The sequence below is a fragment of the Curtobacterium sp. SP.BCp genome, from assembly GCF_051903255.1.
Taxonomy (GTDB): domain Bacteria; phylum Actinomycetota; class Actinomycetes; order Actinomycetales; family Microbacteriaceae; genus Curtobacterium.
The window spans coordinates 284,617-306,477 of the sequence record NZ_CP194338.1; the positions used below are offsets into that span (position 1 = coordinate 284,617).

24 protein-coding genes and 1 pseudogene are annotated in these 21,861 nt (G+C 66.4%); 11 read left to right on the top strand and 14 right to left on the bottom strand.

The window, feature by feature from the left end; genetic code table 11:
• Positions 1-556: 556 nt before the first annotated feature.
• From ACRQ4C_RS01505 to ACRQ4C_RS01520, 4 genes are all read right to left on the bottom strand, one after another.
• Positions 557-1,696: a glutathione-independent formaldehyde dehydrogenase gene (locus ACRQ4C_RS01505; RefSeq protein WP_439689803.1), complete on the bottom strand. Its 1,140-nt coding sequence runs from the start codon at positions 1,694-1,696 to the stop codon at positions 557-559.
• Positions 1,697-2,230: 534 nt separating this feature from the next.
• Complete coding sequence (locus ACRQ4C_RS01510; RefSeq protein WP_439689804.1) at positions 2,231-2,827, bottom strand: TetR/AcrR family transcriptional regulator; 597 nt, start codon at positions 2,825-2,827, stop codon at positions 2,231-2,233.
• 70 nt (positions 2,828-2,897) lie between these two features.
• On the bottom strand, positions 2,898-3,077 hold the full coding sequence (locus tag ACRQ4C_RS01515) for a hypothetical protein (RefSeq protein ID WP_439689805.1): 180 nt from the start codon (positions 3,075-3,077) through the stop codon (positions 2,898-2,900).
• Positions 3,078-3,157: 80 nt separating this feature from the next.
• Positions 3,158-3,373: a hypothetical protein gene (locus ACRQ4C_RS01520; RefSeq protein ID WP_439689806.1), complete on the bottom strand. Its 216-nt coding sequence runs from the start codon at positions 3,371-3,373 to the stop codon at positions 3,158-3,160.
• 129 nt (positions 3,374-3,502) lie between these two features.
• Here ACRQ4C_RS01520 and ACRQ4C_RS01525 point away from each other — a divergent pair, with 129 nt between their 5' ends.
• The 3 genes from ACRQ4C_RS01525 (at position 3,503) to ACRQ4C_RS01535 (ending at position 6,961) form a co-directional block, all read left to right on the top strand.
• Entirely contained in the window at positions 3,503-4,597 is a 1,095-nt protein-coding gene (locus tag ACRQ4C_RS01525; protein ID WP_439689807.1) for a helix-turn-helix transcriptional regulator, read from the top strand.
• 33 nt (positions 4,598-4,630) lie between these two features.
• Positions 4,631-5,620: a helix-turn-helix domain-containing protein gene (locus tag ACRQ4C_RS01530; RefSeq protein ID WP_439689808.1), complete on the top strand. Its 990-nt coding sequence runs from the start codon at positions 4,631-4,633 to the stop codon at positions 5,618-5,620.
• 522 nt (positions 5,621-6,142) lie between these two features.
• Positions 6,143-6,961, top strand: a complete 819-nt coding sequence (locus ACRQ4C_RS01535) for a VOC family protein (protein WP_439689809.1) — start codon at positions 6,143-6,145, stop codon at positions 6,959-6,961.
• Positions 6,962-7,018: 57 nt separating this feature from the next.
• On the opposite strand, the gene ACRQ4C_RS01540 is transcribed toward ACRQ4C_RS01535, so the two are convergent.
• The 9 genes and pseudogenes from ACRQ4C_RS01540 to ACRQ4C_RS01580 all read right to left on the bottom strand — a co-directional run bounded on the left by ACRQ4C_RS01540 (position 7,019) and on the right by ACRQ4C_RS01580 (position 12,704).
• Complete coding sequence (locus ACRQ4C_RS01540) at positions 7,019-7,441, bottom strand: ester cyclase (protein WP_439689810.1); 423 nt, start codon at positions 7,439-7,441, stop codon at positions 7,019-7,021.
• The gene (locus ACRQ4C_RS01545; protein WP_439689811.1) at positions 7,438-8,310 is read right to left on the bottom strand and encodes an alpha/beta fold hydrolase; all 873 of its coding nucleotides are present in this window, start codon (positions 8,308-8,310) and stop codon (positions 7,438-7,440) included. Before ACRQ4C_RS01545 ends, ACRQ4C_RS01540 begins: the two co-directional genes overlap by 4 nt.
• 40 nt (positions 8,311-8,350) lie before the next feature.
• A complete protein-coding gene (locus ACRQ4C_RS01550) occupies positions 8,351-9,169 on the bottom strand; it encodes an SDR family oxidoreductase (RefSeq protein ID WP_439689812.1) in 819 nt (272 codons plus the stop codon).
• 261 nt (positions 9,170-9,430) lie between these two features.
• Positions 9,431-9,880: pseudogene (locus ACRQ4C_RS01555) on the bottom strand (recombinase family protein); the annotation flags it as partial.
• A gap of 170 nt (positions 9,881-10,050) precedes the next feature.
• Entirely contained in the window at positions 10,051-10,536 is a 486-nt protein-coding gene (locus ACRQ4C_RS01560) for an inorganic diphosphatase (protein ID WP_439689813.1), read from the bottom strand.
• A 50-nt stretch (positions 10,537-10,586) separates the two neighbouring features.
• Positions 10,587-10,958, bottom strand: coding sequence for a fluoride efflux transporter FluC (locus ACRQ4C_RS01565; protein WP_439689814.1), 372 nt, complete (start codon positions 10,956-10,958; stop codon positions 10,587-10,589).
• Positions 10,955-11,458 carry a fluoride efflux transporter FluC gene (locus tag ACRQ4C_RS01570; RefSeq protein WP_439689815.1) on the bottom strand — a complete coding sequence of 168 codons (504 nt, stop codon included), beginning with the start codon at positions 11,456-11,458 and terminating at the stop codon, positions 10,955-10,957. Before ACRQ4C_RS01570 ends, ACRQ4C_RS01565 begins: the two co-directional genes overlap by 4 nt.
• Entirely contained in the window at positions 11,455-12,201 is a 747-nt protein-coding gene (locus ACRQ4C_RS01575) for a 2,3-bisphosphoglycerate-dependent phosphoglycerate mutase (protein WP_439689816.1), read from the bottom strand. Before ACRQ4C_RS01575 ends, ACRQ4C_RS01570 begins: the two co-directional genes overlap by 4 nt.
• A complete protein-coding gene (locus ACRQ4C_RS01580) occupies positions 12,198-12,704 on the bottom strand; it encodes a universal stress protein (RefSeq protein WP_439689817.1) in 507 nt (168 codons plus the stop codon). Before ACRQ4C_RS01580 ends, ACRQ4C_RS01575 begins: the two co-directional genes overlap by 4 nt.
• 290 nt (positions 12,705-12,994) lie before the next feature.
• On the opposite strand from ACRQ4C_RS01580, the gene ACRQ4C_RS01585 reads away from it, so the two are divergent.
• The 3 genes from ACRQ4C_RS01585 to ACRQ4C_RS01595 all read left to right on the top strand — a co-directional run bounded on the left by ACRQ4C_RS01585 (position 12,995) and on the right by ACRQ4C_RS01595 (position 15,492).
• Entirely contained in the window at positions 12,995-13,465 is a 471-nt protein-coding gene (locus ACRQ4C_RS01585) for a hypothetical protein (protein WP_439689818.1), read from the top strand.
• 111 nt (positions 13,466-13,576) lie between these two features.
• Positions 13,577-14,182 (top strand): DUF305 domain-containing protein, encoded by a 606-nt coding sequence (locus tag ACRQ4C_RS01590; RefSeq protein WP_439689819.1) that lies wholly within the window; start codon positions 13,577-13,579, stop codon positions 14,180-14,182.
• Between the two features lie 131 nt (positions 14,183-14,313).
• Complete coding sequence (locus tag ACRQ4C_RS01595) at positions 14,314-15,492, top strand: permease (protein WP_439689820.1); 1,179 nt, start codon at positions 14,314-14,316, stop codon at positions 15,490-15,492.
• 117 nt (positions 15,493-15,609) lie between these two features.
• Here ACRQ4C_RS01595 and ACRQ4C_RS01600 read toward each other — a convergent pair whose 3' ends face one another.
• The gene (locus ACRQ4C_RS01600) at positions 15,610-16,278 is read right to left on the bottom strand and encodes a DUF4232 domain-containing protein (RefSeq protein WP_439689821.1); all 669 of its coding nucleotides are present in this window, start codon (positions 16,276-16,278) and stop codon (positions 15,610-15,612) included.
• 245 nt (positions 16,279-16,523) lie between these two features.
• Here ACRQ4C_RS01600 and ACRQ4C_RS01605 point away from each other — a divergent pair, with 245 nt between their 5' ends.
• The 5 genes from ACRQ4C_RS01605 (at position 16,524) to ACRQ4C_RS01625 (ending at position 21,440) form a co-directional block, all read left to right on the top strand.
• Positions 16,524-17,147, top strand: a complete 624-nt coding sequence (locus ACRQ4C_RS01605) for a TetR/AcrR family transcriptional regulator (protein WP_439689822.1) — start codon at positions 16,524-16,526, stop codon at positions 17,145-17,147.
• A gap of 173 nt (positions 17,148-17,320) precedes the next feature.
• Entirely contained in the window at positions 17,321-17,782 is a 462-nt protein-coding gene (locus ACRQ4C_RS01610; RefSeq protein ID WP_439689823.1) for a GNAT family N-acetyltransferase, read from the top strand.
• Positions 17,783-18,381: 599 nt separating this feature from the next.
• Positions 18,382-18,654, top strand: coding sequence for a YciI family protein (locus ACRQ4C_RS01615; RefSeq protein WP_439689824.1), 273 nt, complete (start codon positions 18,382-18,384; stop codon positions 18,652-18,654).
• A gap of 46 nt (positions 18,655-18,700) precedes the next feature.
• A protein-coding gene (locus ACRQ4C_RS01620) for an IS3 family transposase (protein ID WP_439689784.1) occupies positions 18,701-19,863 on the top strand; the annotation gives its coding sequence in 2 pieces (ribosomal slippage) (positions 18,701-18,980 and positions 18,980-19,863; 1,164 coding nt in all).
• Between the two features lie 1,292 nt (positions 19,864-21,155).
• A complete protein-coding gene (locus tag ACRQ4C_RS01625) occupies positions 21,156-21,440 on the top strand; it encodes a helix-turn-helix domain-containing protein (protein WP_439690932.1) in 285 nt (94 codons plus the stop codon).
• Positions 21,441-21,861: the final 421 nt, after the last annotated feature.

A 21,861-nucleotide genomic window follows, 5' to 3' on the forward strand; every position in this document is an offset into this window, starting at 1 on the left:
TTCTCGCGACGGGCCGCGCAGCGTGCATCCCTGCATGGGGAGGTGATGCGTGAAGTGGCGCGCTCCGTGCTGGGGGACGCGGGGTAACCCGAACGCTCCGCGTCCCTCACCCGTTCATCCGGTGATCGTCACTGTTGGTTGCGCGCTCTAGCCGGACGAGACGGTAAGGGCGGTGCGCATCGATACGCCAAAGAGCTGCCTTTGCTGCATTCCGCGTCGGTGGCGGCGTGCCCCTGAACATCGCCGTCGCGCCCGCTGATGAACTCGAAGACAGTTACGGCTCAGAACTCCCCGCCACCAGCGTGCTCTCCTGAAGCGATGCCAGTAATCAGGCGTGCGTCCGCGACGGGTCGCGATCGTAGGTCGCAGGCCGGGCATCGCACCGAGTGTGCGTCGACGACACGCACCCGTCCTCACGCTCGCGCATCGGGTATTGTGCCAGCCCGAGGCGGCGGGCACGCCGGACTGACGGCAGTCCGCGGTCTGCGGGATACCGCCGACGAGACGGCAGTGAGCCGGCCCAGTTGTGTGGGCTCGGCTCACTGCGCTGCACCGCTCAGGGGTGCAGAATCACCTTGGTCCAGCCGTCATCGCGTGCGTCGAAGTGCTCGTACGCATTGGGGGCGTCTTCGAGCGACAGGTTGTGGCTGACGATGAAGGACGGCGACGCTTTGCCGGCGGCGATCAGGTCGCGGAGCTGGCGGTTGTAGCGCTTGACCGGAGCCTGACCGGTGCCCATGTGCTGGCCCTTGAAGAAGAACGTGCCGTAGTCCAGCGCGATCTGTCCCTTCTTCGCCAGCTCGTCCGACGCTCCCGGGTCCTCCGGCAGGTACACACCGACCACGCCGATCCCGCCTGTGAAGCGGACCGAGGCGATGAGCCGGTTCAGCACGAGGTTGGGCTGCTCGTTGCCCTGGCCGTCGTGCGCCTGGTACCCGACGGCCTCGATGCCGCGGTCGGCTCCGAGACCGAGGGTCGCGTCGAGGACGGTCTGTACGGGATCGACCTTCGAGTCGTCGACGGCGATCGCGCCGATCGACTCGGCGAGCCGGAGCCGGTCGGCCTGACGGTCCACGACGAAGATCTGTGACGCACCCTTGATCGAGGCGGAGAGCGCGGCCATGAGGCCGACGGGTCCGGCGCCGTAGACGACCACCGTGTCGCCCGGCTGCACCCCGGCGAGCTCGGCGCCGTGCCAGCCTGTCGGGAAGATGTCCGACAGCATGGCGTAGTCGTTCTCCTTTTCGACCGAGTCCTCGCCCAGTCGGAGCGCGTTGTAGTCCCCGAATGGGACGCGCAGCAGCTCGGCCTGCCCGCCTCGGTAGGGGCCCATGTCTGCGTAGCCGTATGCAGCACCGGCAGCGGCCTTGTTCGGCTGCATAGTGAGACAGAAGCTTGACCAGCCTCGCTCGCAGTTCTTGCAGAACCCGCACGCGACGTTGAAGGGGAGGACGACTCGGTCGCCGACCTGCACCTTTTGGACACCATCGCCGACCTCGACGACGGTGCCGAGGTTCTCGTGCCCGAACACGCTGCCGGGCTCGATGTCGGTGCGACCCTCGTACATGTGCAGGTCTGATCCGCAGATGTTCGTCGCCGTGATCTGCACCAGGACGTCGGTTGGCTGTTCGATCGTCGCGTCCGGAACATCTTGAACGCTGACGTCCTTCGGTCCGTTGTAGACGACTGCTCGCATGGTGTACTCCTCCCACCTCGTCGGCACCGCCGCGGCGCCGTGTCGGACTGGACGGTACGCGGGAGGAAGCGCGGCCGCCGACCGATGCGCGCGGCGACCGAAAACTGCAACTCACGGGCGTCGTCGGTGTCTCGTCAACCGGTGGTCAACCGGACGCGTCAGGAGCAAGCCCGGCTCAACGCATGCGCGACACAACGATGCCTTGATCGGACGGCAGGGGCCTCGGGATCAGCAGCGGATTCGTTGATCGCCTGCTCGTAGGCGGCAAGCCAGACGACCGCTCGCAGCCGGTTCCGGATTCCAATCACAGGAGGCGCAGCAGCCGTCGTAACTGACCCGGCCGGCTAGGACCGGGCTACGAGCGGTTGGTGAGCAGGAGCAGGTCGCGCGCTGATGGGGTTTCAGTGGTCGGTTGTTCGCCGCGTCGGAAGCGGCGGCGCATTCCGCGGTAGGTCTCGATCCGCACGGGCGGGACGGTCTCGTCTCGTTCGTAGTGCGAGGGGGAAGCCGCGATGTTCATGCGCTGGGAGGGTGTTAGAAGGTGGGTCGGGTGTCGTAGACGGACATCACCATCGCGGCGGTCAGGCGGGCTGCTCGTGCGGGCTGTGCGGAGTGTTGGACGGCTGATTCGACGCGGGCTCCTTCGATGAGGAGGGAGAGTCCTTGTGCGATGTGGGCGGGCATGCCGCCGCGTTCGCAGACGAGGGTGAGGTGGCGTTCGACGTCGAGGAAGTGCTTTCGGGCAAGCGCAGCGATGTCGGGGTCTTGGCGGCCGAGTTCGGCGTGGCCGTTGATGAACGCGCACCCTCGCCAGCCTTCGTCGGCGAAGCACTCTTCGAGGTAGTCGAAGATCCCGAGGATCTCGTCCCGCGGGTCGTTGGATGTGTCGGTGATGCGATCGAGGGCGCGTCGCCAGGAGCCGTGCCAGCGTTGGAGGACTGCGATGACGAGGGTCTGCTTCGTTGGGTACGCGGTCGCGAGGTCCGCGAGGCTCATGCCGGCGCGGTCAGCGACCTGCTGGAGGGTGACCGGGATGACGCCGTGTTCGGTGAAGAGCGCGTCGGCGGCGCTGGACGCGTTGCGTTGCGTTGTGGTCTCGCGGCTGCTGGGGGTGAGGGTGAGGAGCGTCATAGGCCTGCTGATGTTGGTCGTGAGCGTACCGGTCGGGGTGGTGACTGGCCCGCGTGGGAGCGCTGCCGGGTTAGGCCGCGATGAAGAAATCCGCGTAGGTGGGTTCTGCTGCGGGTTGGGTGCTGCTGACGTAGTGGTGGGCGAGGCGTTCGGTGACGATCCGGTCGATGTCTCCGGGGGCGCTCATGCCGCGGCGGTGCCACTCGGTGGGGTTGCGGCGAAGCTGGTCGAGAAGGTCGTGCATGCTCATCGAGGTCGTCCTGTTCTGTCAGAAACGTGGGGCTTGTGCCGGGGTGTGCTGTTCCGGTCCGTGCGTGGGCACGGTCGCGTTCACGCGGAGAGCGCGAGGATGACTGCGGCGGACGCGGCGACGGTGACGGTGACGATCCCGGTGCTGATCGCTGCGACCTGCAGCGTGTGCTGGCGACGTGCCTCCCGAACTTCGCTGAACGGGCAACGCTTATCGGTCGGTGTGCGACGCAGCGACACGACGTCGTGGGCGCTGGTCGGTGCGAGCTGAAGATCGGGGGCGGTGATCGTGGTCACGGTGTCGTCCTTGCCTGCTGGGCCGACGTGTCGGCGGCGGGCGATGCCATGACCGTAGAAGGGGCACCCGATGGTGCGCGAGCGGGTTCGGTGTCGTTGTCGATTGTTGGACGTGACCGAGGGGCCGACGTGTCGATCATTGGACATGCCGCACGTCCTGATCCGGCGGACCGTGCCCTGCTGCAAAACGACACTGCGAGCGATGTGCGACGGGTTTTGGATACTCGGCCGGGGTGCGGTGACGGGCTCGGGCATGCTGCTGCCGACACCATGATCGATCAGAATCCGACCCGTATTCAGGACCAGGCGCAGAGCACCGATCTTGACGTTGCTCGCGACTTCCTCGCTGCCGCGTACGCGGGGCAGCAGTGGAGTGCCGACCAGACTCGGCAGCCGTTCTCGTTCCGGTACACCGCTGTCGGCGATCAGGCGATGACGTTGCGAACGATCCGGTTCGACGGGCATCTGGATGGGGTGATGACGCCGTCGGAGGACTTCGTGGTGCAGTGGACGACGAAGGGCCGGGCGAGCATCGGTGCCGGCGATGACCGGATCGAGATGGAACCGGGCCGGCCACAGTTGTGGCCGCAGCAGGGCGCCGCGTTCTCGTACGACGACTACGACCAACGCATCGTGCAGATCAACCGGTCCGCCCTCGAGACCGTCGCGGGGGAGCGGGGAGTCGCCGCGGGTGACTTGCAGTTAGACCACACGGTCCGGCCGGATGATCGGGCGCTGCATGTGTGGCGCAGCAGCGTGCAGCTGATCTCCCACACGGTCATGGACCGGCAGGCGTCCCCGCTGCTGCAGGCGGAGATGGGTCGGCTCGGGGCGCTCGCACTGTTGGAGCTATACCCGGTGGTGTCATCCTCGCTACCGGGGGAACTGCTGCTGCCGAAAAACAGTCACATCCGCCTCGCGGTCGAGTACGTGCACGAACACGCCCATCTGCCAATCACGACGAACGACATCGCCCAGGTCGCGAACCTCAGCCTCCGCGCGCTGCAACATGCGTTCCAGCGGGTGTTCGGGATGACGCCGAACGCGTACATCCGACAGACTCGCCTCGACCGGGTGCACGACGCTCTGCTGGCCGGGGACCCGGCAACCACGAACATCGGCGACGTCGCCCGGCAGTGGGGCTTCGCTCACGCCGGCCGGTTTTCCTCCGCCTACGCCGAACAGCACGGCGAGTACCCCCGCGACACCCTCCGCCGCTCCTAACCGCCTCCGCTGCTCCGAAGAGAACGACTTCATATGACCGACCAGGTAGCCGTCGCTGACACGGACACCGGCAACCCTGACGGAACGATTCTCCGCACGCGACTGGTCACGCGGACTCGTGACACTGCGGTCGCGCGGAACGCGCTCCAGCACACGTTCCAGATCCGCAGCCTCGACGTCACCGGCAGCAACGATTTCCTGTTCGAGGAGACTCTGACCGGCACATCGCTGCTGACGTTGGAGTCCACTAGCTGCACCGGCACGATCCGGGGCGACGTGGACGCGTCCGCGGCGATCATCGTCGTCTGGCTGAAAGCCGGCCACGCCGTCGTCGGCGGGCAACAGCTGCCCGTCGGCCGGCCCGTGTTGTACGCGCCCGGCGTGCAGCAGGTGCAGTGGGATCGGTTCCAGAAAGACGTCATGCGCATCGACCGGGAACTCGTCGAACAGGTCGCCGCGGACCGAGGCGGGTGGGAGCCGCGGCCGTTGGAGTTCAAACCGAACCACGTTCCCGACGGTGCGCCCTTGGCCGCGTGGTGGCTGATGGTTCGCGCTGTCGCCGCGGAGATCCTCGGCACCACCGGGGAGGTCTCCCTGGAACGGGAGCGGGAGCTTGCCCGCACTGCCGCGGCGGGCCTGCTGACCGCGATCCCGCACTGGCCGGTCGGCCGCCGTAGTGAACAAGCCCCCGCAACCCCGCTCGGTCAGGCGGAGACGTTCATCCTCGACCACATCGGGGACCACATCACGCTCGACGATGTCGCGACCGCTGCCGGGATGAGCCAGCGTGGCTTGCAAGCAGCGTTCCAACGAGCGCACGGCACCACCCCGATGACCTACCTCCGCGGAGTCCGGCTGCTGATGGCTCGGCAGCAGCTCGAGTCCGGGACCGCCACCTCCGTGTCCGACGTCGCTCGCGCCGTGGGGATCACACACCTCGGCCGGTTCTCCGGCGCGTACCGGGACGCGTTCGGTGAGCTCCCCGGTGAGACCTTTCGAAGCGCCGCACGCTACGACAACTAACCGGCGTCGCCCGGAACGTACACGGCACCAGCAAGCATGCGACGTTCGTTCGGCGGGCAGAATCCGATCATTCCGTCAGCGACTGCCGCCACCGATGGAACCCCTCCAGCTCGCTCTGCGCGGCGTCGAGCGACCGATGTGTGCCGGTCACTGATCCGTCCGCACTCGTCACGGTGAACCGATCCGTCTGCGTCACCGACCCGAGCACCGCTCCGTCATCCGTGGATGCGACCCACACACCGCCGGCGTGCTGTGACCATCCCAGTATGGAGTTCGCTGATGCGGCCATGACGCGCTCCGGTTCCCAGAAATGAGCTTGACCGACCGGGGAACCGGGGAAGCATCACGAACCTGCGGACGCGAATACCGGCACGCTACGCCGCGCACTTGCACGTTGTGTCCCCCGACGTTCAGGATGATCGCCCTCAACCCCGACTGCACGGCCGGTCGGGTGACGTGGCCTACTGTTCCGTGCATCACCGCACACAGCCACACCCATCTGCTCACTGGTGGTCGCCGATCGTGAAGTACCTCTACGACGGCACCACCTCCGTTGAAACCAATGACATCGTCGCCGCCGCCGTGCAACGCGCCTCGACCGCGGCGAATCTGAGTTGGCTGATCGAGACGCTGCAGGTCCCGACCTCCGACGCGTACGGCCAAACAGCGCTCGTTCCGTTCCAAGTCGGCATCGGGGTGCCGCTGACGATCAGCACCGCACCCGCTGATGAACTTGAGCACAGCTATGGCACCGCGTTCTCCACTGATCCGCAATCCACGGGATCCGTTAGCCGTCGGAGATCGGCGGCATGCGTCCTCCGGCCGGCAATCGTAAGCTCCGATCAGCCGCACCGGCTGCTGGGCGCACACATCAATCAGGTGTTGTTTGGGTTGATGGATGACGGCATCATCGACCCGCAAGGGTTCTCGCACATTCGGCTGACCGTGACGGACATCCACCGCAGCAAAGCGTTCTACCAGCAGCTCTTCGGCATGCCACCCGGCAGCGATTTCAGCGACGAAATCGACGACCCCTCGATCCACGAGGACCCATGGCGCACCTACGGGGGCTGCTCGTTCACGTTCCACGGTCAGACCCTCGGTCTCCGCCCGGTCGCCGCCGCGGATGATCGGTTCAACCCGGATCGGGTGGGCCTTGACCATCTGAGTTTCCGCGTCGGTTCCGTCAACGACCTGCACGACGCCGCACGCCGACTCGATGACGCAGGGATCATCCGCGGAGAGATCACTGATCTCCCGCCGTTCGGCCTCGTAATCCTCTCGGTACAGGACCCTGACGACATCAACCTCGAGCTGGCAGCGCCCCGCGTCACGACCTGACCGACCAGGCACCCCGGTCGCAGGGACCGTGCCGGTGCGGCGGACGCGCCGGCAGGGTCACGACCGAGGCGGGTGGACGAGCCCGAGTTGTTCGGCCATGCCGTACTCGTCGGTCGCCCCCCACCGGTCACTCGCGAGCCCGTCACGGAAGCCCAAGACCTGCACGTTCCGGATCGAGAATCGGCGGCCGGTGGCTTCCCATCCGTTCCACTCGCCGATGTGGGTGCCGCTGATCGTGGAGATCGTCGTGACGAACCCTGACGCGACGATCGTCTCCACGTCATCACGCTGGTAGTCGAAGGCGCGGGCGAATCGTTCCCAGAACCATGCGATCCCGGCGCCGCCGTCGGGCTGCCCTGCTGCGGGATCGTGGTCAGTGAAGTCGTTCGTGAAGCGCTGCTCCAGGGGCAGGTTCTGGTCGCGCATCCGATCCCGGGCGGCGAGGGTCGCTTCGCCGCCCGGGGCCACATGAATACTCACGGCGTGGTGGTCCCCGGGGACCCGGCGAGGAAGCGCAGGACGACCTGGTTCCACTCGTCCCGGTGTGAGGCGAGCACCCCGTGCGGGCCGCCCTCGATGACGTGCGTCTGCGCGTTCGGGATCGCCGCCGCGGTCCGCTTGCCCGACACCTCGAACGGCACGATGCCGTCCGAGTCGCCGTGGATGACGAGCGTCGGGACGTCCACCTTCGTCAGGTCGTCGCGGAAGTCCGTCGTGGCGAAGGCCGCGGTGCAGTCAAGGGTGCCCTTCGGCGACGCCAGCTCGGCGATCGCGAGGTCGTACGCGCGCTGGTCGTCGCTGACGAGCGGCTTCTTCAGCAGCCCCGGCTCACCGCCGGCCGTGTAGAACTTGTCGACGAACTCGCGCAGGAACGCCGGACGGTCGCCGGTGATCCCGTTCGTGAACCAGTCCGCGAGGTCCTGGTCCACCCCGCCCTCGGGGTTGTCGTCCGACTTCCAGAGGTACGGCGGGACGGCTCTGGCGAACACGAGCTTGGCGACCTTGCCGGTGCCGTACGTCGACACGTAGCGGGCGAGCTCGCCGCCACCCATCGAGAACCCGATGAGCGTGACCCCCGTCAGTCCGAGACCCGTGATCAGCTTGTCGAGGTCGGCGGCGAAGGTGTCGTAGTCGTACCCGCCCCACGGCTGCGACGACTGTCCGAACCCGCGGCGGTCGTACGCGATGACCCGGTGGCCCGCCTCGACGAGCGCCGGCACCTGACCCTCCCACGACCGGCCGGAGAGCGGCCAACCGTGGATGAGCACGACGGGGTCGCCGGTGCCGAAGTCGTCGTAGTGCAGGTCGATGTCGTGCCCGTTCTCGGCTCCGACGGTGATGAACGTCATGTGTCGTTCCTTTCGTTCTGGATCGATGAAGCTGGGTGCGTCAGGAGCCGTGCGCTTCCTCGGCGACCGGCTGCCACTGCCGCCAGGTCGCGAGCCGCGACTCGTAGTCCTGCTCGGCGATGCCGAGCGGTGCTTTGCCGAAGAAGACCCGCAGCGGCGGCTGGTCCGCGTCAACAACCTTGAGGATCGCCGACCGCGTCGCCTCGGGCTTGCCCGGGTCGGATGCCGATGGCCGCTTTGACGCGGCCTCGCGGACGTCCGCGTAGGCGTCGAGTTCCTCGCTGTGCTTCGAGGACGGGCCCGACCAGTCGGTCGAGAACCCGCCCGGCTCGACGAGGGTCACGTGGATGCCGAAGCCCGCGACCTCCTGCGCAAGTGACTGCGAGAGCCCCTCGAGCGCCCACTTCGACGCGTGGTACGCGCCGACGGTCGGGAACGCGCTGATCCCGCCGATGCTCGACACCTGCACGATGTGCCCCGAGCCCTGCTCCCGCATGATCGGCAGTGCCGCCTGCGTGACCCAGAGCGCGCCGAAGAAGTTCGTCTCGAGCTGCGCGCGGACCTCGTCCTCGGAGAGTTCCTCGACCATGCCGAAGTGGCCGAAGCCGGCGTTGTTCACGACGACGTCGAGCCGGCCGAAGTGCTCGGCGGCCTGCTGCACGGCGGCGACGTCCGCGGCACGATCCGTCACGTCGAGCCGGATCGCTAGGAACGTCTCCGGGTAATGGTCAACGAGTGCTTGCACGTCGTCAGTGTTCCGCGCTGTGCCGGCGACGGAATCACCGCGCTCGAGGGCTGCCTCCGCCCACTCGCGGCCGAAGCCCTTCGATGCGCCAGTGATGAACCAAGTCTTGACCATGTGTCTCCTCCTCGACTGACCTCCACGAGACAACGCCCCGCCGACGAGACCAACCTGAGTGCGAGGGTGACGCAGGCGCTGACCGGACAAGCGTCTAGCCCTGCACGTCCAGGGAGGTTCCGCCCTTCCTCCTCGAAAAGCGGCCGGAGCTTGCGCCAGGCAGCCGGTCGCTCCCCGCACGCCTGTGTGCCCTCGGCTGAGTAGATCAGGGACTGTGACTGTCCATGCTGTCCTGCATGGTTCTGATCACGCTCGCCTGCCTCACTCACCCGCGGGCGATGCTGCGCGGAGGTAGGCGTACACCGTCTCCCGACTCACGCCGTACTCCCTCGCCAGCACCGTCTTCGGTGCACCGGTGCCCGCGCGGCCGATCAGCTCCGCGATCTGCACTGCGCCAAGCGATCGCGCCCGGCCGAGGTGCACCCCACGCTGCTTCGCCAACGCGATCCCCTCACGCTGACGTTCCCGGATCAGCTCGCGTTCGAACTCCGCGAACGCACCCATCATGTTCAGCAGCAAGTTCGCCATCGCGCTGTCCTCCCCGGTGAAGGTCAACTGCTCCTTGACGAACTCGACGCGGACCTTCTTATCCGTGAGCCGGCGCACGAGCCGGCGGAGGTCTTCGAGGTTCCGGGCAAGCCGGTCCATCGAGTGCACCAGCACGGTGTCACCATCACGGACAAACCCGATCATCGCTTCGAGCTGCGGACGGTCGACCGGTGGATGCCGCTGATGTAGTCGTTTATGATGACGTTCCTTCGGTTCGGGTCATGCCTCGAGCTGGTCTGTGGTTGCCGGGAAGCCGCGGGGAGGCGGAGGGACGACCTGCTGGCGATCACTCGGCGCCAGTGCCTCCCCGCGGCGGCCTTGGGGACCGTGGGTCACGGGTGTCGGGTGTGGGCTTCCTGCGCGATGCGGATGACGGCTTCGGCAGCAGCACGACCGGCCCGCCCGTTGGTGGTGACGTGCTTGCCGTGTTCGATCTCCTTGTAGTGGGCGAAGAAGTGCTCGATCTCCGCCAGCGTGTGTTCCGGCACATCTGTGATGTCCTGCAGCTGCGCGAAGCGGTCGTCGCCAGCCGGGACGGTGAGGATCTTGTCGTCGACGCCGTTCTCATCGACCATGCGCAGCATCCCGATCGGCCGGACCGTGATGACGACGCCGGGGAACGTGGGACGGGGTAGGAGCACGAGGGCATCGAGGGGGTCGCCATCGTCGCCGAGGGTGTTGTCGATGGAGCCGTAGTCCTGGGGGAACACCATGCTGGTGAACACCGCCCGGTCGAGACGGATCCGGCCGGTGGTGTGGTCGACTTCGTACTTGTTGCCGCTGCCGCACGGAATCTCGATCGTGACGTCGAACAGCATGGGTACCTCCGGTGCAGGAGCGGGTGTGGTGCGGTCCGTGGGTGGGGTGGTCACGGGGTGCCGCCGAGGAGGACGCCGGCGGTCGCGGCGGCGACGGAGACGACGAGTATCCCGAGACCGTTGACAGCGGCGGCGGCGATCCGTCCGCTGCGGGCGAGACGGACAGTCTCGAAGCTGGCGGTGCTGAACGTGGTGTAGCCGCCCATCACCCCGCTGCCGAGGACCGCGACCGGCACCGCGCCGAGGTGGGTGGCAGCACCGACGATGAGTCCCAGCAGCAGCGACCCGGTGATGTTGATCGTCAGCGTCCCGAGTGGGACCCGGAACTCCCGGCCGGTGTTGATCAACCCATCGAGGAGGAACCGGCCAGCAGCACCGACGCCACCGCCGACGGCGACGGCAAGGATGAACGCGGCGTTCATGCGTCCTCCGTTTGGGGACGGAACCAGCCGGCGACCACGAGACCGCACGCGGTCGCGATCGCGCCGGACAGGACAGTCAGGAGCGCATAGCCGGTACCGGCGAGTCCGTGCCCCTCTAGGAACAGGGCGGCAGTGGACTCGGCGAGGGTGCTGTAGGTGGTGAACCCACCGAGGACCCCGGTCCCGAGGAGCAGCCGCAGCACGCGTCGGCGGCCGGCGTCCGGCCCGCGGTGCGCGAGCGCCTCCAACAGCACACCGAGGGCCAGCGCCCCGGTGATGTTGATCCAGAAGATCGACCAACTCACCCCGCCATCGGCAGGCAGCACGCTACTGATGACGTCACGGAGGGCAGTACCAGCCCCGCCGCCGACGGCGACCAGGCCGACGTACCGCCACCGCAGATGCACCGGCCGCATGGTCGTTGCAGGGTCGGAGACGTCGACGTCCGGGTCGGAGGGGAGCTGGTCGTCGGGCATCGGGGTGTCCGTTCGGGTGGTCATGTTCCGCCTTCTGCCGCGACCAGCGCCGCGGCGTGCTGTGCTGCTACCGGATCCAGGAACGCCCCACCCCGCGGGACGAGAGCACCCGTCGGGCCAAGGTGGTACTGCACGGGTTGCCCGGTCGGCAGGTTCAGCCGCTTCAGTTCCGGGTCGGTGAGGTCGTCGATGCATGAGCAGAGTGCGCGGAGCGAGTTCCCGTGCGCGACGACGAGGACGCTCCGCCCTGCCCGCACCAGCGGCAGGAGCCAGTCGTGCAAGACGGGGCGGACCCGCTCAATGACGTCCGAGAGAGCCTCGGTGCGTCGGAGGGCGCCGTCGGGCAGGCCGCGCAGCGCAGAGCTCGACCGCAGTTCCTCCCACAGCTGCAGCGACATCGGTGGCGGCGTGCCGTCACGGGACCTGCGGAGCCGCACGTACTCGTCGTCACCGAGCGTGCCGCGGGCGTCGGTCGTCGTCATCCCGGTCAGGGCGCCGTAGTTGCGTTCGTTGAACTGCCACACCGCTTCCGTTGGCAGCTGCGTCCCGAGGGCGTCGCAGACCAATTCGGCCGTGTGGACGGCGCGACGCAATGTCGAGGTGACCACGACGTCCAGCGTGACGAGGTTCGACCGGAGGAGCTGCCCCGCCGCGGACGCTTGCTGTTCACCGTGGGGCGTGAGGGGGACGTCGATGAGCCCGGTGAAGGTGCCGGCTTCGTTCGCGGTGCTCTCCCCATGCCGCAGGAGCGTCAGCGTGCCCGTCAAAGGGCATCCAACGGCTGGAGCACGGTGACGCCAACCGGGTGACGCGGGACGACCAGCACCGGCCGGAGCTGCTGATGCGTCAGGTGCGCGGCGACCGAACCGGTGAGCAGTTCCGCCATCCGGCGTCGACCGGCCTGCGATCCGACGACGATCATCACCGCATCTTGTTCCTCAGCCACCGCAGCAAGTGCGCGACCCGGATCCCCAACCCTAGAGACGATCTCCACGTCCACCGACCGCGCTGCAGCAAGATCGCGGATGAGCCCTACGTCATCGTCGGGCAGCTGCTGCGGGACGCTGTCCGCCGTGTCCGGGTCGATCGGTTCAATGATCTCCGACCCGTCCGCACGCACCCCCGTTGACAGCAGCGCCGGATCGACGACCATACACACCACTCGGGCGCTGAAGCGTTCAGCGACCGCAGCCGCGACACCGATGACATCGTGCGCCTGCCCTGGCTGCACACCGACGACGACAACACCGGCGGTGTTCGATTCGACCATGGCATCTCCCTACCTCAGGCGCGCAGAAGCGCGACCAGCTGAGATAGGGACTGTTGTCGACGAGTGTCGAGGTTGGGTCCGGCAAGCCCCACTGCCGGGTCCGAAGACCCCACCAGTATGCACCCACCACCCGGTACCCGCACCAACGATCTTCCGCACCTCGATACCTGTGCCGGCTGCTGCCCTCCGCGATCTTCGGACGGACGGTGGGTACCCCTTGGGGGTATCATCACGGTCACCTGTCGCCTCGCACGGCTGACGCTCTCCGCTCCATGACCCATTGAGATCAGATGATCATCACCACGTCTCCGCGTCGCCGGCTGCTGTTGCAGGTCACGGCGACGGTGGCGTTGCTGCTACTGGTCGGGTTCACGGTCCTGATGCACACCATGGCTGGGCACACCGCCGACCACGAGCATCCGATGACCGCTCCCACCGCCACGGTGGAGCACCATCCCACCGCTGCCACCGGTCACACCGCGGCCACCGGTCCTGCTCAAGACATGGTTCCCGCTGTTGCGGTGATGAACGTCCTCAGCGATGCCGGCTGCGATGGCGGCTTGTGTGCGCTGATGTGCTCCCTGATGGGGATGGCATGCATGCTGACGATCGTCCTGCTCGCGTGGGTGCTGCTCCGCGCCCGCAGTGGCGGGGTGCTGCAGCTCCTCGCGCGGCTGCTCGCCCTCGCAGCCCACGTGGCACGCCGTGTCGCGGTGCCGCGGCCGCCGTCACGATCGGCATTGCAGATCATCCGAGTCTGATTCCACCCCGGCGGGTCCTCTCACCCTCCGGGAGCACCCGCATGTCCAGAACCCGGGCAGGCATCCGCCTGCCCGCACCCATCTGACGCATCCACGGAAACGGAATCCACCATGCAGACCACCTCCACGGCCGCCGCAGCCCTCACCATCGGGCTCATCCTCGCCGGATGCTCCACCAACAACACCAGCAGCCCAAACACGTCGTCGTCGGACTCCTCGTCGTCCAAGTCTTCGTCGTCCGTGGCGTCGCACAACGATCAGGACGTCAAATTCACGCAGCAGATGCTGACCCACCACCAGCAGGCCATCGAGATGAGCAACATGCTTCTCGCGAAGGGCTCCGGCGTGCAGGCAGACGTCGTGACGCTGGCGAAGCAGATCAAAACCGAACAGGCCTCCGAAATCAGGACCATGACCGGGTGGCTGAAAAGCTGGAACCAGCCGCCCCAGATGCCGAGCATGTCCGGTATGGATCACTCCTCAATGTCGGGGATGATGTCCCACTCCGCCATGCAGGCCCTCCAGAACGCGTCCCCGCGGGACGCCGGGAAGCTCTACCTCGAGCAGATGATCCAGCATCACACCAGCGCCGTTGACATGGCGAAAACCGAGGTCACCAAGGGCAAGAACGCTGACACGGTCGCCCTGGCGAAATCGATCGTCCAGAGCCAGACGGAGCAGATCACCCAGATGCAGGACATGCTCGCATCCAAGTGACCCGGCGCGCGCCGAGGCAAGGCTCGACCGCCCCCTCGGCGCGCAACCGGTTCGGTCCTACCCGGCCCGGACTCCCTCATCTGCAAGACGCTGCGGGACACTCTGCCCGCACCGCAACGAAGTAGGTGCACATGTTCGTCATCAACGCGCTCGGCGACGCCCTCGCAGCCGCTGGCTCCATGGGGTGGGAGATCCTCTGGCCCCTCATCCTCGGCTTCACCCTGTCCGGCATCATCCAGGCCGTCGTCCGCACGGACCGGATCACGAAGCTCATGCACGACGACTCGCCTCGCGCGATCAGCGTCGCGACCGGACTCGGCGCCCTGTCGTCGTCCTGCTCCTACGCGGCCGTCGCATTGGCGCGTGCTCTTTTCCGGAAGGGTGCGAGCCTGTCGTCCGCGATGGCGTTCGAGGTCGCGTCGACGAACCTCGTCGTCGAGCTCGGGCTGATCCTGGCGTTTGTGATGGGGTGGCAGTTCACGCTCGCGGAGTTCGTCGGCGGCCCGATCATGATCATCCTCATCGCCCTCGGCTTCCGGCTTTGGATGCGCGGCAAGATCCTCGACGGCGCCCGCGAGCAAGCCGAAAAAGGCCTCTCCGGATTAATGGAGGGCCACGCGGCGATGGACATGTCCGTGCAGGGTAACCAGGGGTTCTGGCGGCGGCTGTTCTCGAAGCCCGGGCTGACGAGCGTGTCGCAGTACTTCGTCATGGACTGGGCATCCGTCATCCGCGACATTATCATCGGCCTGCTCATCGCCGGCGCGTTCGACGCGTGGGTGCCGAAAGCCTGGCTGCAAGTGGTGTTCCTCGATGGACATCCCACGCTGGCGTTCATCATCGACCCGATCATCGGACCGATCCTGGCGATGGTGAGCTTTGTCTGCTCCGTCGGCAACGTCCCCCTCGCCGCAGTGCTCTGGAACGGTGGGATCAGCTTCGGCGGCGTGATCAGCTTCATCTTCGCCGACCTGATCATCATCCCGATCATCATCATCTACCGGAAGTACTACGGCTGGAAAGCAGCCCTCCGTATCACCGGGATCTTCTACGGCGCGATGGTCCTCGCTGGGTACGCTGTCGAACTGCTGTTCACCCCTCTGGGCTTGATCCCCACGAACCGGCACCTAAGCATCGTGGCGACATCAATCAGCTGGAACTACACCGCCTGGCTCAACATCGTGTTCCTCCTGATCGCCGCGTTCTTGCTGATCGTGTTCGTCCGCGGCGGTTCTTGGTCGATGCTCCGCATGATGAGCGCCGCACCCGAAGACAACAGCCACGATCACTCTGACAGCACCACGAAGTGAGGACGGACGCCGCAGAGGGAACCTACGGGCACCGTCCGGCATTTCTGCGTTCCGGGTAGGGCAAATTGGAAGGAGCGCTGGCGCCGCAAGGAGGTGCAGTGAACCCGAGGCGGATGGTCAGTGGAACGCGCCGACGGTGAAGATCTTCTCGTTCCCCGCGGTGCATCCCTTCACGCCGCTGGCGGCGATGAACAGGCTCGTCGTTGACCCCGGCGGGTACACGCGGAACCCGTCACCGGTCACAGGCTTGCACGTTGCCTGATCGAAGGCGTCGGCTTGGACGTAGTGGAAGTGTGCGACCGCAGTGGTTCCTGGCTTTAGCGACACGACCTCGTGCGCGGTGCTGCGGTCGAACTCGGCCGGCTGGCCGATCTGGGTGCCGTTGCTGTCGCCGACAAGGGAGACACCGGGCCAGCCCTGCAGGGTGCAGTCCGTGGTTCCGGTGTTGGTGAGCTGGAGCTCCTCGTCGACGTTCGATGCGCCAGCATCCTGACCGGCGAAGGCCCCCTTGAGGTGTTCGGTCGTGCAGCGGGACGCGTTCGCATCCGGGGCTCGACCGCCGGCGCCCGTGCCGGTGTCTCCGCCGGCGTTGTCGGTTGCCGAAGCGGATGGAGTCGATGATGACGAGGTCGACGCTGACGTTGGCGGCGTCACGTCGCTGGAGGCTGTTGCGGTGACGGTTCGCGTGGCGGTTGGTGTCGGCGTACTGGACGAGCTGCAGCCGGCGAGTACCACACCGAGCGCAACGACAGCGGGTGCAAGAGCCCAACGTGCATTCGTGTTCATGCCTCTACCCAAGAGGACAGGCACAGGCCCGCACTCAGGGTTGTACCGGAGTGGAACTGTCGACCGATCACTCTCGGGCTTCGTGAGAGCCAAGAGTGGCCGTCGGGCCGCTAAGTGGTAGGCCTCGTTGCCGCTGTTCGGCAGGTCGACTCCGTGTGGCGCACGGGAGAGGTGCCCTGTCCAGAGAACGTGCGTTCCCGTTCTGGGGGTAACCCTTCTTCGATGCAACCTGCTGATGTACATGCATGGACATTGATTCGTTGGATGGGACGCCGCTGCGTTCACGAGTCGTCGAGGGAATGATGGTTGCCCTCCGCACTCGTCCGCTGCACGAGGTGAGCCCGGATGTTGTCGCATCCGCGATCGGAGAACCGGCGGTGGTGATCGACCAGACGTTCCCGAGCTGGGATGGTCTGCTTCTGGCGACGATCGACCGCTGGAACGACCAGCGCACCGCACCGCTCATGCCGGTCGCTGAACAGCACGGCACCGTACGGTTCCTGCGAGCGATCGTGATGGCGAACATCGCCGATCCGTCGCTCATGCGGTTCCTCACGGCGACGCTCAATATCGCTGCATCACCCGAGCATCCGTTGGCACCGATGCTGCACTCCCGGTGGCGGCGCTTCCATACGTTCGTGCAGCGGTCCCTCGAGCGGGACATCGTGCTCGGGCGTGAGCCCCGCACGATGGAGCCATCACGTGGATCCGAGCAGCTGCTGGCGACATACGAGGGTCTTCAGCTGCAGTCCATGGTGCGACCCGATATGGATCTCCTCGACGCGTTCGACCGAGCCGTGACCCGGCTGCGTGAAGGATGGTCACGCGAGTATGTGCCACCGGTCTGGGACCTTGGCCTCGTCGGCTGACCGCAGCATCCGAGAACGCGGCGCGTCCGAGAGCCGATCTGAATCGTGTCTGACCGCTCGTCATTGCGGTGCCACCGCACTGCCGACACCCCGTCCGTGATCGACGCCAGCGTCAGTGGTGCCGACCGAACACCGGTACAGCGGCACCCCGCCTAGTAGAGAACACACCTCCCATGCATCTGTTTTCTGTTTCGGTCGCCGCTGAACCATTCGGCGGCGATGATGCCGTCCGGCTGCGTGCCGCAGCCCGGCTTGAAGTCGACCGGGTCTACGGGTACGCAGCCGATCAGGGGCGGCCGCTCACCGCGGCGACCGCCGCTGCGCATGTGATCGCACGGGATCAGTCCGGGCTGGCCCTTGGAACCGGGTCGCTGAGTGCAGCAGGTGACGGGGTCTTCGAAGTCCGACGCTTGTTCGTCCGACCCGATTCGCGCGGCAACGGTATTGGCAACCTGCTGCTCCTCGAGCTTCTGGCGCAAGCTGAGGAGCTTCAGGCGCCGGCGGTTGTGGCGGAGATGGGGCTGCTGCAACCGCACGCAGTCGCGCTGTTCATCCGGAACGGCTTCACACGAATCCGACCATTCGGGTTGTACCACGACCACACCGCGTCGCTGTGCTTCTCACGAGCGCTCTAAACACCGAGTCGTAGGGCAAGAGAGGGACAGACCCGCGGCAAGAGAGGCGACGCGGCAGCAGTCGGATTGGCGTCGTCATGCCGGGGCGCGATCACCGTTCGGGGTAGGAGCATGATGTTGTTCTCTCGTAGACCGGTCACCCGCGTCGGGGAAGCAGTCGTGCAGGACTGACGGTCCGCGATCCGTATGCGTCCCGAATCGCACCCGCCGTCGAACGCCTCGGTATGTCTCGATTCGTACTGGCGGTACGCCCGGCTCACCGATGTAGAGCGAATCGTGCATGCGCGGCTCCTTCCGCTTGCCGCCCAGTGTTCACCCGCGAACAGGCGCCAGCAAGTCCTCCAGCTCAGCACCTCTTCATCGGTTAGACGGGTGAAGACAACTACTGCAAGGCGCACCGCAGACTCGGCGTGTCGGACGCTTCCTGGACACCGTCGTGAGCGCTGCGGGGCCCAGGTTCAGCTACCGCGATTCCGACGAGGGCAACGCTTTCTGGTGTTGCAGACCGATCCCGGGCAAGGTGTTCGTTGTACAGGTAGGACCGCACGACCGGTTGACGATCAGACCGCACGACCGGTCGACAATCAAAGGAGATGTCCGTGCAGTACCTCGTCAACGTCCTCGACGGCGGTGCCATCGGCGACGAGCAGACCTCCGGCCGCGCGACGGAGGCAGAGATGGCCGCGATCGACACGTTCAACAACCAGCTCCGCAGGGACGGCCACTGGGTGTTCGCGGCCGGACTAGCGGCCCCGGAGCGTGCGACGGTGGTCGACAACCGTGGGGATGCTGGTCTCGTGACGGACGGCCCCCACATGCAGACCCGCGAATTCGTTGCTGGGATCTGGAGGGACTGCTGCAGGTTCGGTTGACTCCTGACAGGTAGGGGCATTGGCTCCTGCTGGAAGGATGTGCGCCATGGTGAAGGCGTATCCGGAAGAGTTCCGCCGTGATGTGATCGCGGTCGCCCGGAAGGGCGAGACATCGGTGCGGCAGGTCGCGAAAGACTTCGGGGTGTCAGAGTCCTGTCTGGCCCGCTGGCTGCGCCTCGCGGACCGTGACGACGGCATCAATGTCGCAGCGTCGCCGTCGGCGAAAGCGGTCGAGCAAGCCGAGCTGCGGGAGGCGCAGAAACGGATCCGGCTGCTCGAGCAGGAGAACGAGATCCTCCGCCGGGCGGCCGCGTACTTCGCCCAGTCGCAACTCCCAAAATGATCTACCCGCTGGTCCTCGAACTCGCCGCAGACCGGATTCCCGTCGCGGTGGCCTGCCGGGTGCTGGGGTTCTCGAAGCAGGCGTTCTATCGGTGGCGCGCCGATCCGGTCTCTCAGCGGGACTGGGACGACGCGCATCTGACCAATGCCGCGGTCGACGCGCACCGGGACGACCCGACGTTCGGCTATCGGTTCATCGCCGACGACCTTCATGCAGCCGGCCATACGACGTCCGAGCGGCGGGTATGGCGGTTGTGCTCGCAGCAGCGGCTCTGGTCGCTGCATGCGAAGAAGCGCGGCCTGAACCGGAAGGCGGGACCACCAGTGCACGACGACCGGGTCCGACGGGCGTTCACGGCGCCGGATCTGGACCGGTTGTGGTTGACGGACATCACGGAGCACAACACCGCAGAGGGCAAGCTCTACCTCTGCGCGGTGAAGGACGCCTGTTCTCGCCGGATCGTGGGGTACTCGATCAGCGATCGGATGCGGTCCTCGCTCGCCGTCGCCGCTCTGCAGATGGCGGTGCAGCGCCGCAACCCAGCAGGAACCGTCGTTCACTCGGACCGCGGCAGCCAGTTCCGGTCGAAGAAGTTCGTCCGGGCGCTCGATGACGCCGGCCTGCTCGGATCGATGGGCCGCGTCGGTGCATGCGCGGACAACGCCGCGATGGAATCGTTCTTCGCTCTGCTGCAGAAGAACGTCCTCAATCGGCGACGTTGGGCCACACGCGAGGAGCTCCGGCTGGCGATCATCACCTGGATCGAGGGCACGTACCACCGGAGACGCCGTCAACGTGGTCTCGGGAAGTTGACCCCGATCGAGTACGAGACGATCATCAACCCACAGGTCGCACTCGCGGCCTAGACGAATGAGTCAACTCAACCTGCAGCAGTCCCGGATCTGGGACGCTTCCGACGCCGACGTGGCGCTCCGCCTAGCGGAGAAGGCATCGAAGGCTTGTAACCGGAGGCTCGAGATCCGTCCGGTCCTGTGAACCACGACCCTTGCACCGTGGCAGCCCGAGCATTGACCGCCGCGTAGCTCGACGAATGGCCGAGCGTGGTCGATGTGCTCGCGCGGCGGTTCGGGGCGCTTGAGTTCGCCGGAGGCGCTGTCGGCGATGCTCTCGCGGCGCCGTCGAACGGTGGCCGCGTGATGGCAGAACGGCGCTGTCGTTCGGCGCTCTCCGCCTGGTTGGCGGAGCCTGGTCGGGGTGGTCCGCTACGTGCTGCCACCGGTCGTGCGAGCAGCGCTGCCGTCCGAGACGGAGCTCGCCGCGATCTTCGGTATGAGACAGTTGGCCGATGACGCCGGACAGAGAAGACGAGCGGCTCGGTTCGCGTCCCGCTGGAGATCCGCGAGCTGGCGGCTCGCTCTATGAACCTGACGACTCGGTTCCAGCGCTCGTCGTGGAGACCTTAACTGCGCTTCGTCGTCGGGTTGGTGCTGAGCTCGAAACGGCGGCGAAGCCGGCGGAGTCGGAAGACTGGCCAGACCTCAATTGGTTCACTGCGCAGCGCTGACCCGCCGATCACAATTCCTGCATGCTGACAGCGGGGACAGCCACGCGAGCGATCCAGCAGCTTCGGTTACGGCAGCCGCATCGCGAAACTGGGGCCGCCGGGTGCTGGCTTCGGCAGGATTGTCGGGACTGGGCCACCACACATTCGGTTTGTGGTGGGCTGAGGCGATGGACCAGCGGTGCGGAGCAATGTTCTGGGACCGATCATGCTCAAGGCCTACCGAGCACGCTGGCCCCCACCGGCACGAAACCGACGGATGTATCACGCAGTGGGACGCGCCGCATGACGCCCCTGACGAGGAAGCCGCGCTGTTCCTCGACGATCTGATGTCGTTCGTGGGCACGGTCGGACCATCTCGCGTCGGATCCACCTAAGCGGCATGCTGCGGAGCGTCGGCGTCGGTCGTCACCTCTCCGTGCCGGGGATGCGATGATGACGCGTCGCCTGGGTACAAGGGAGATTGCGGTGAACGATTCGGTGGTGGCTTTGCTTGGGTTCGACACGACGACTCTCCGTTCCGTCGTGCAGCGCGCCTTGCAGTTCATGGACGAGCAGCACAGCTCCGTGCTTGAGATCACGGATGTCGCCGACGCTGTCGACCTGAGCCCGCGCCGGCTGCAAGAACTGTTCCAGATCGCGGTAGGCGAGTCGCCGATGCATGTGCTTCGTCGCATACGGCTCCTGCACACGCGTCGCCAATTGCTGAATCCCGATGAGCTGCGAAGCGTTGGGCAGATTGCTCGGGCCGCGCAACTGGTGCACCTCGGGAGATTCTCTGGCCAGTATGCTGCCGCGTTCGGCGAGACGCCGTCAGCCACGATTGCACGCGTCCGTACGAGAGCACCGCACGACGTTCGGGACCAGTTCCGCCATCGGTTCGACGTGCTCAGGATGGAAGAGCACAGGCTTTGCCCATAGCCGCTCGTCCAGTCACTTCGAGCTGACTGATCCGCAGCGATCACCGGTTATTCATTGCCGTCACGCGATCCGTTTCGAGTTGCCGGTGGTGCACAGCTTCGAGGTCAGTGTGTCTTCCGCCGCGCGATCTCGGCCGTGCCAGGGTCGTGCACGCGTTTTGGCGGGCCCAAAACGCGGGGAGAACGTACGTTCTCCCCGCGTTCTGGGCCTTCTCGAGCATCCGAGGTCGTGGTGCACTCATGGTGTTCGGATGTCCGCGTTCGGATGGTGTCGTGTCTGGCTGCATTCGGGTTGCAGCCAGACACCGCGTTCGTCGTCGGCCGCAGCTCCGGCGATCCTGTCCGGTCGCGTTGCCGGCGCCGGTCGCAGCGCGTGCCAGATCAGGTCGAACCCTGGCGGTTCTCTGCGCTTCGTGTCGTGC

What these genes read in the sequence shown, in the direction of transcription:
- ACRQ4C_RS01605 (WP_439689822.1), top strand. Translation starts at nt 16,524, where the DNA reads ATGGACATTGATTCGTTGGATGGGACGCCGCTGCGTTCACGAGTCGTC.
- ACRQ4C_RS01590 (WP_439689819.1), top strand. Translation starts at nt 13,577, where the DNA reads ATGCAGACCACCTCCACGGCCGCCGCAGCCCTCACCATCGGGCTCATC.
- ACRQ4C_RS01565 (WP_439689814.1), bottom strand. Translation starts at nt 10,958, where the DNA reads ATGAACGCCGCGTTCATCCTTGCCGTCGCCGTCGGCGGTGGCGTCGGT.
- ACRQ4C_RS01505 (WP_439689803.1), bottom strand. Translation starts at nt 1,696, where the DNA reads ATGCGAGCAGTCGTCTACAACGGACCGAAGGACGTCAGCGTTCAAGAT.
- ACRQ4C_RS01550 (WP_439689812.1), bottom strand. Translation starts at nt 9,169, where the DNA reads ATGGTCAAGACTTGGTTCATCACTGGCGCATCGAAGGGCTTCGGCCGC.
- ACRQ4C_RS01545 (WP_439689811.1), bottom strand. Translation starts at nt 8,310, where the DNA reads ATGACGTTCATCACCGTCGGAGCCGAGAACGGGCACGACATCGACCTG.
- ACRQ4C_RS01595 (WP_439689820.1), top strand. Translation starts at nt 14,314, where the DNA reads ATGTTCGTCATCAACGCGCTCGGCGACGCCCTCGCAGCCGCTGGCTCC.
- ACRQ4C_RS01585 (WP_439689818.1), top strand. Translation starts at nt 12,995, where the DNA reads ATGATCATCACCACGTCTCCGCGTCGCCGGCTGCTGTTGCAGGTCACG.
- ACRQ4C_RS01560 (WP_439689813.1), bottom strand. Translation starts at nt 10,536, where the DNA reads ATGCTGTTCGACGTCACGATCGAGATTCCGTGCGGCAGCGGCAACAAG.
- ACRQ4C_RS01570 (WP_439689815.1), bottom strand. Translation starts at nt 11,458, where the DNA reads ATGACCACCCGAACGGACACCCCGATGCCCGACGACCAGCTCCCCTCC.
- ACRQ4C_RS01515 (WP_439689805.1), bottom strand. Translation starts at nt 3,077, where the DNA reads ATGAGCATGCACGACCTTCTCGACCAGCTTCGCCGCAACCCCACCGAG.
- ACRQ4C_RS01580 (WP_439689817.1), bottom strand. Translation starts at nt 12,704, where the DNA reads ATGGTCGAATCGAACACCGCCGGTGTTGTCGTCGTCGGTGTGCAGCCA.
- ACRQ4C_RS01610 (WP_439689823.1), top strand. Translation starts at nt 17,321, where the DNA reads ATGCATCTGTTTTCTGTTTCGGTCGCCGCTGAACCATTCGGCGGCGAT.
- ACRQ4C_RS01600 (WP_439689821.1), bottom strand. Translation starts at nt 16,278, where the DNA reads ATGAACACGAATGCACGTTGGGCTCTTGCACCCGCTGTCGTTGCGCTC.
- ACRQ4C_RS01510 (WP_439689804.1), bottom strand. Translation starts at nt 2,827, where the DNA reads ATGACGCTCCTCACCCTCACCCCCAGCAGCCGCGAGACCACAACGCAA.
- ACRQ4C_RS01530 (WP_439689808.1), top strand. Translation starts at nt 4,631, where the DNA reads ATGACCGACCAGGTAGCCGTCGCTGACACGGACACCGGCAACCCTGAC.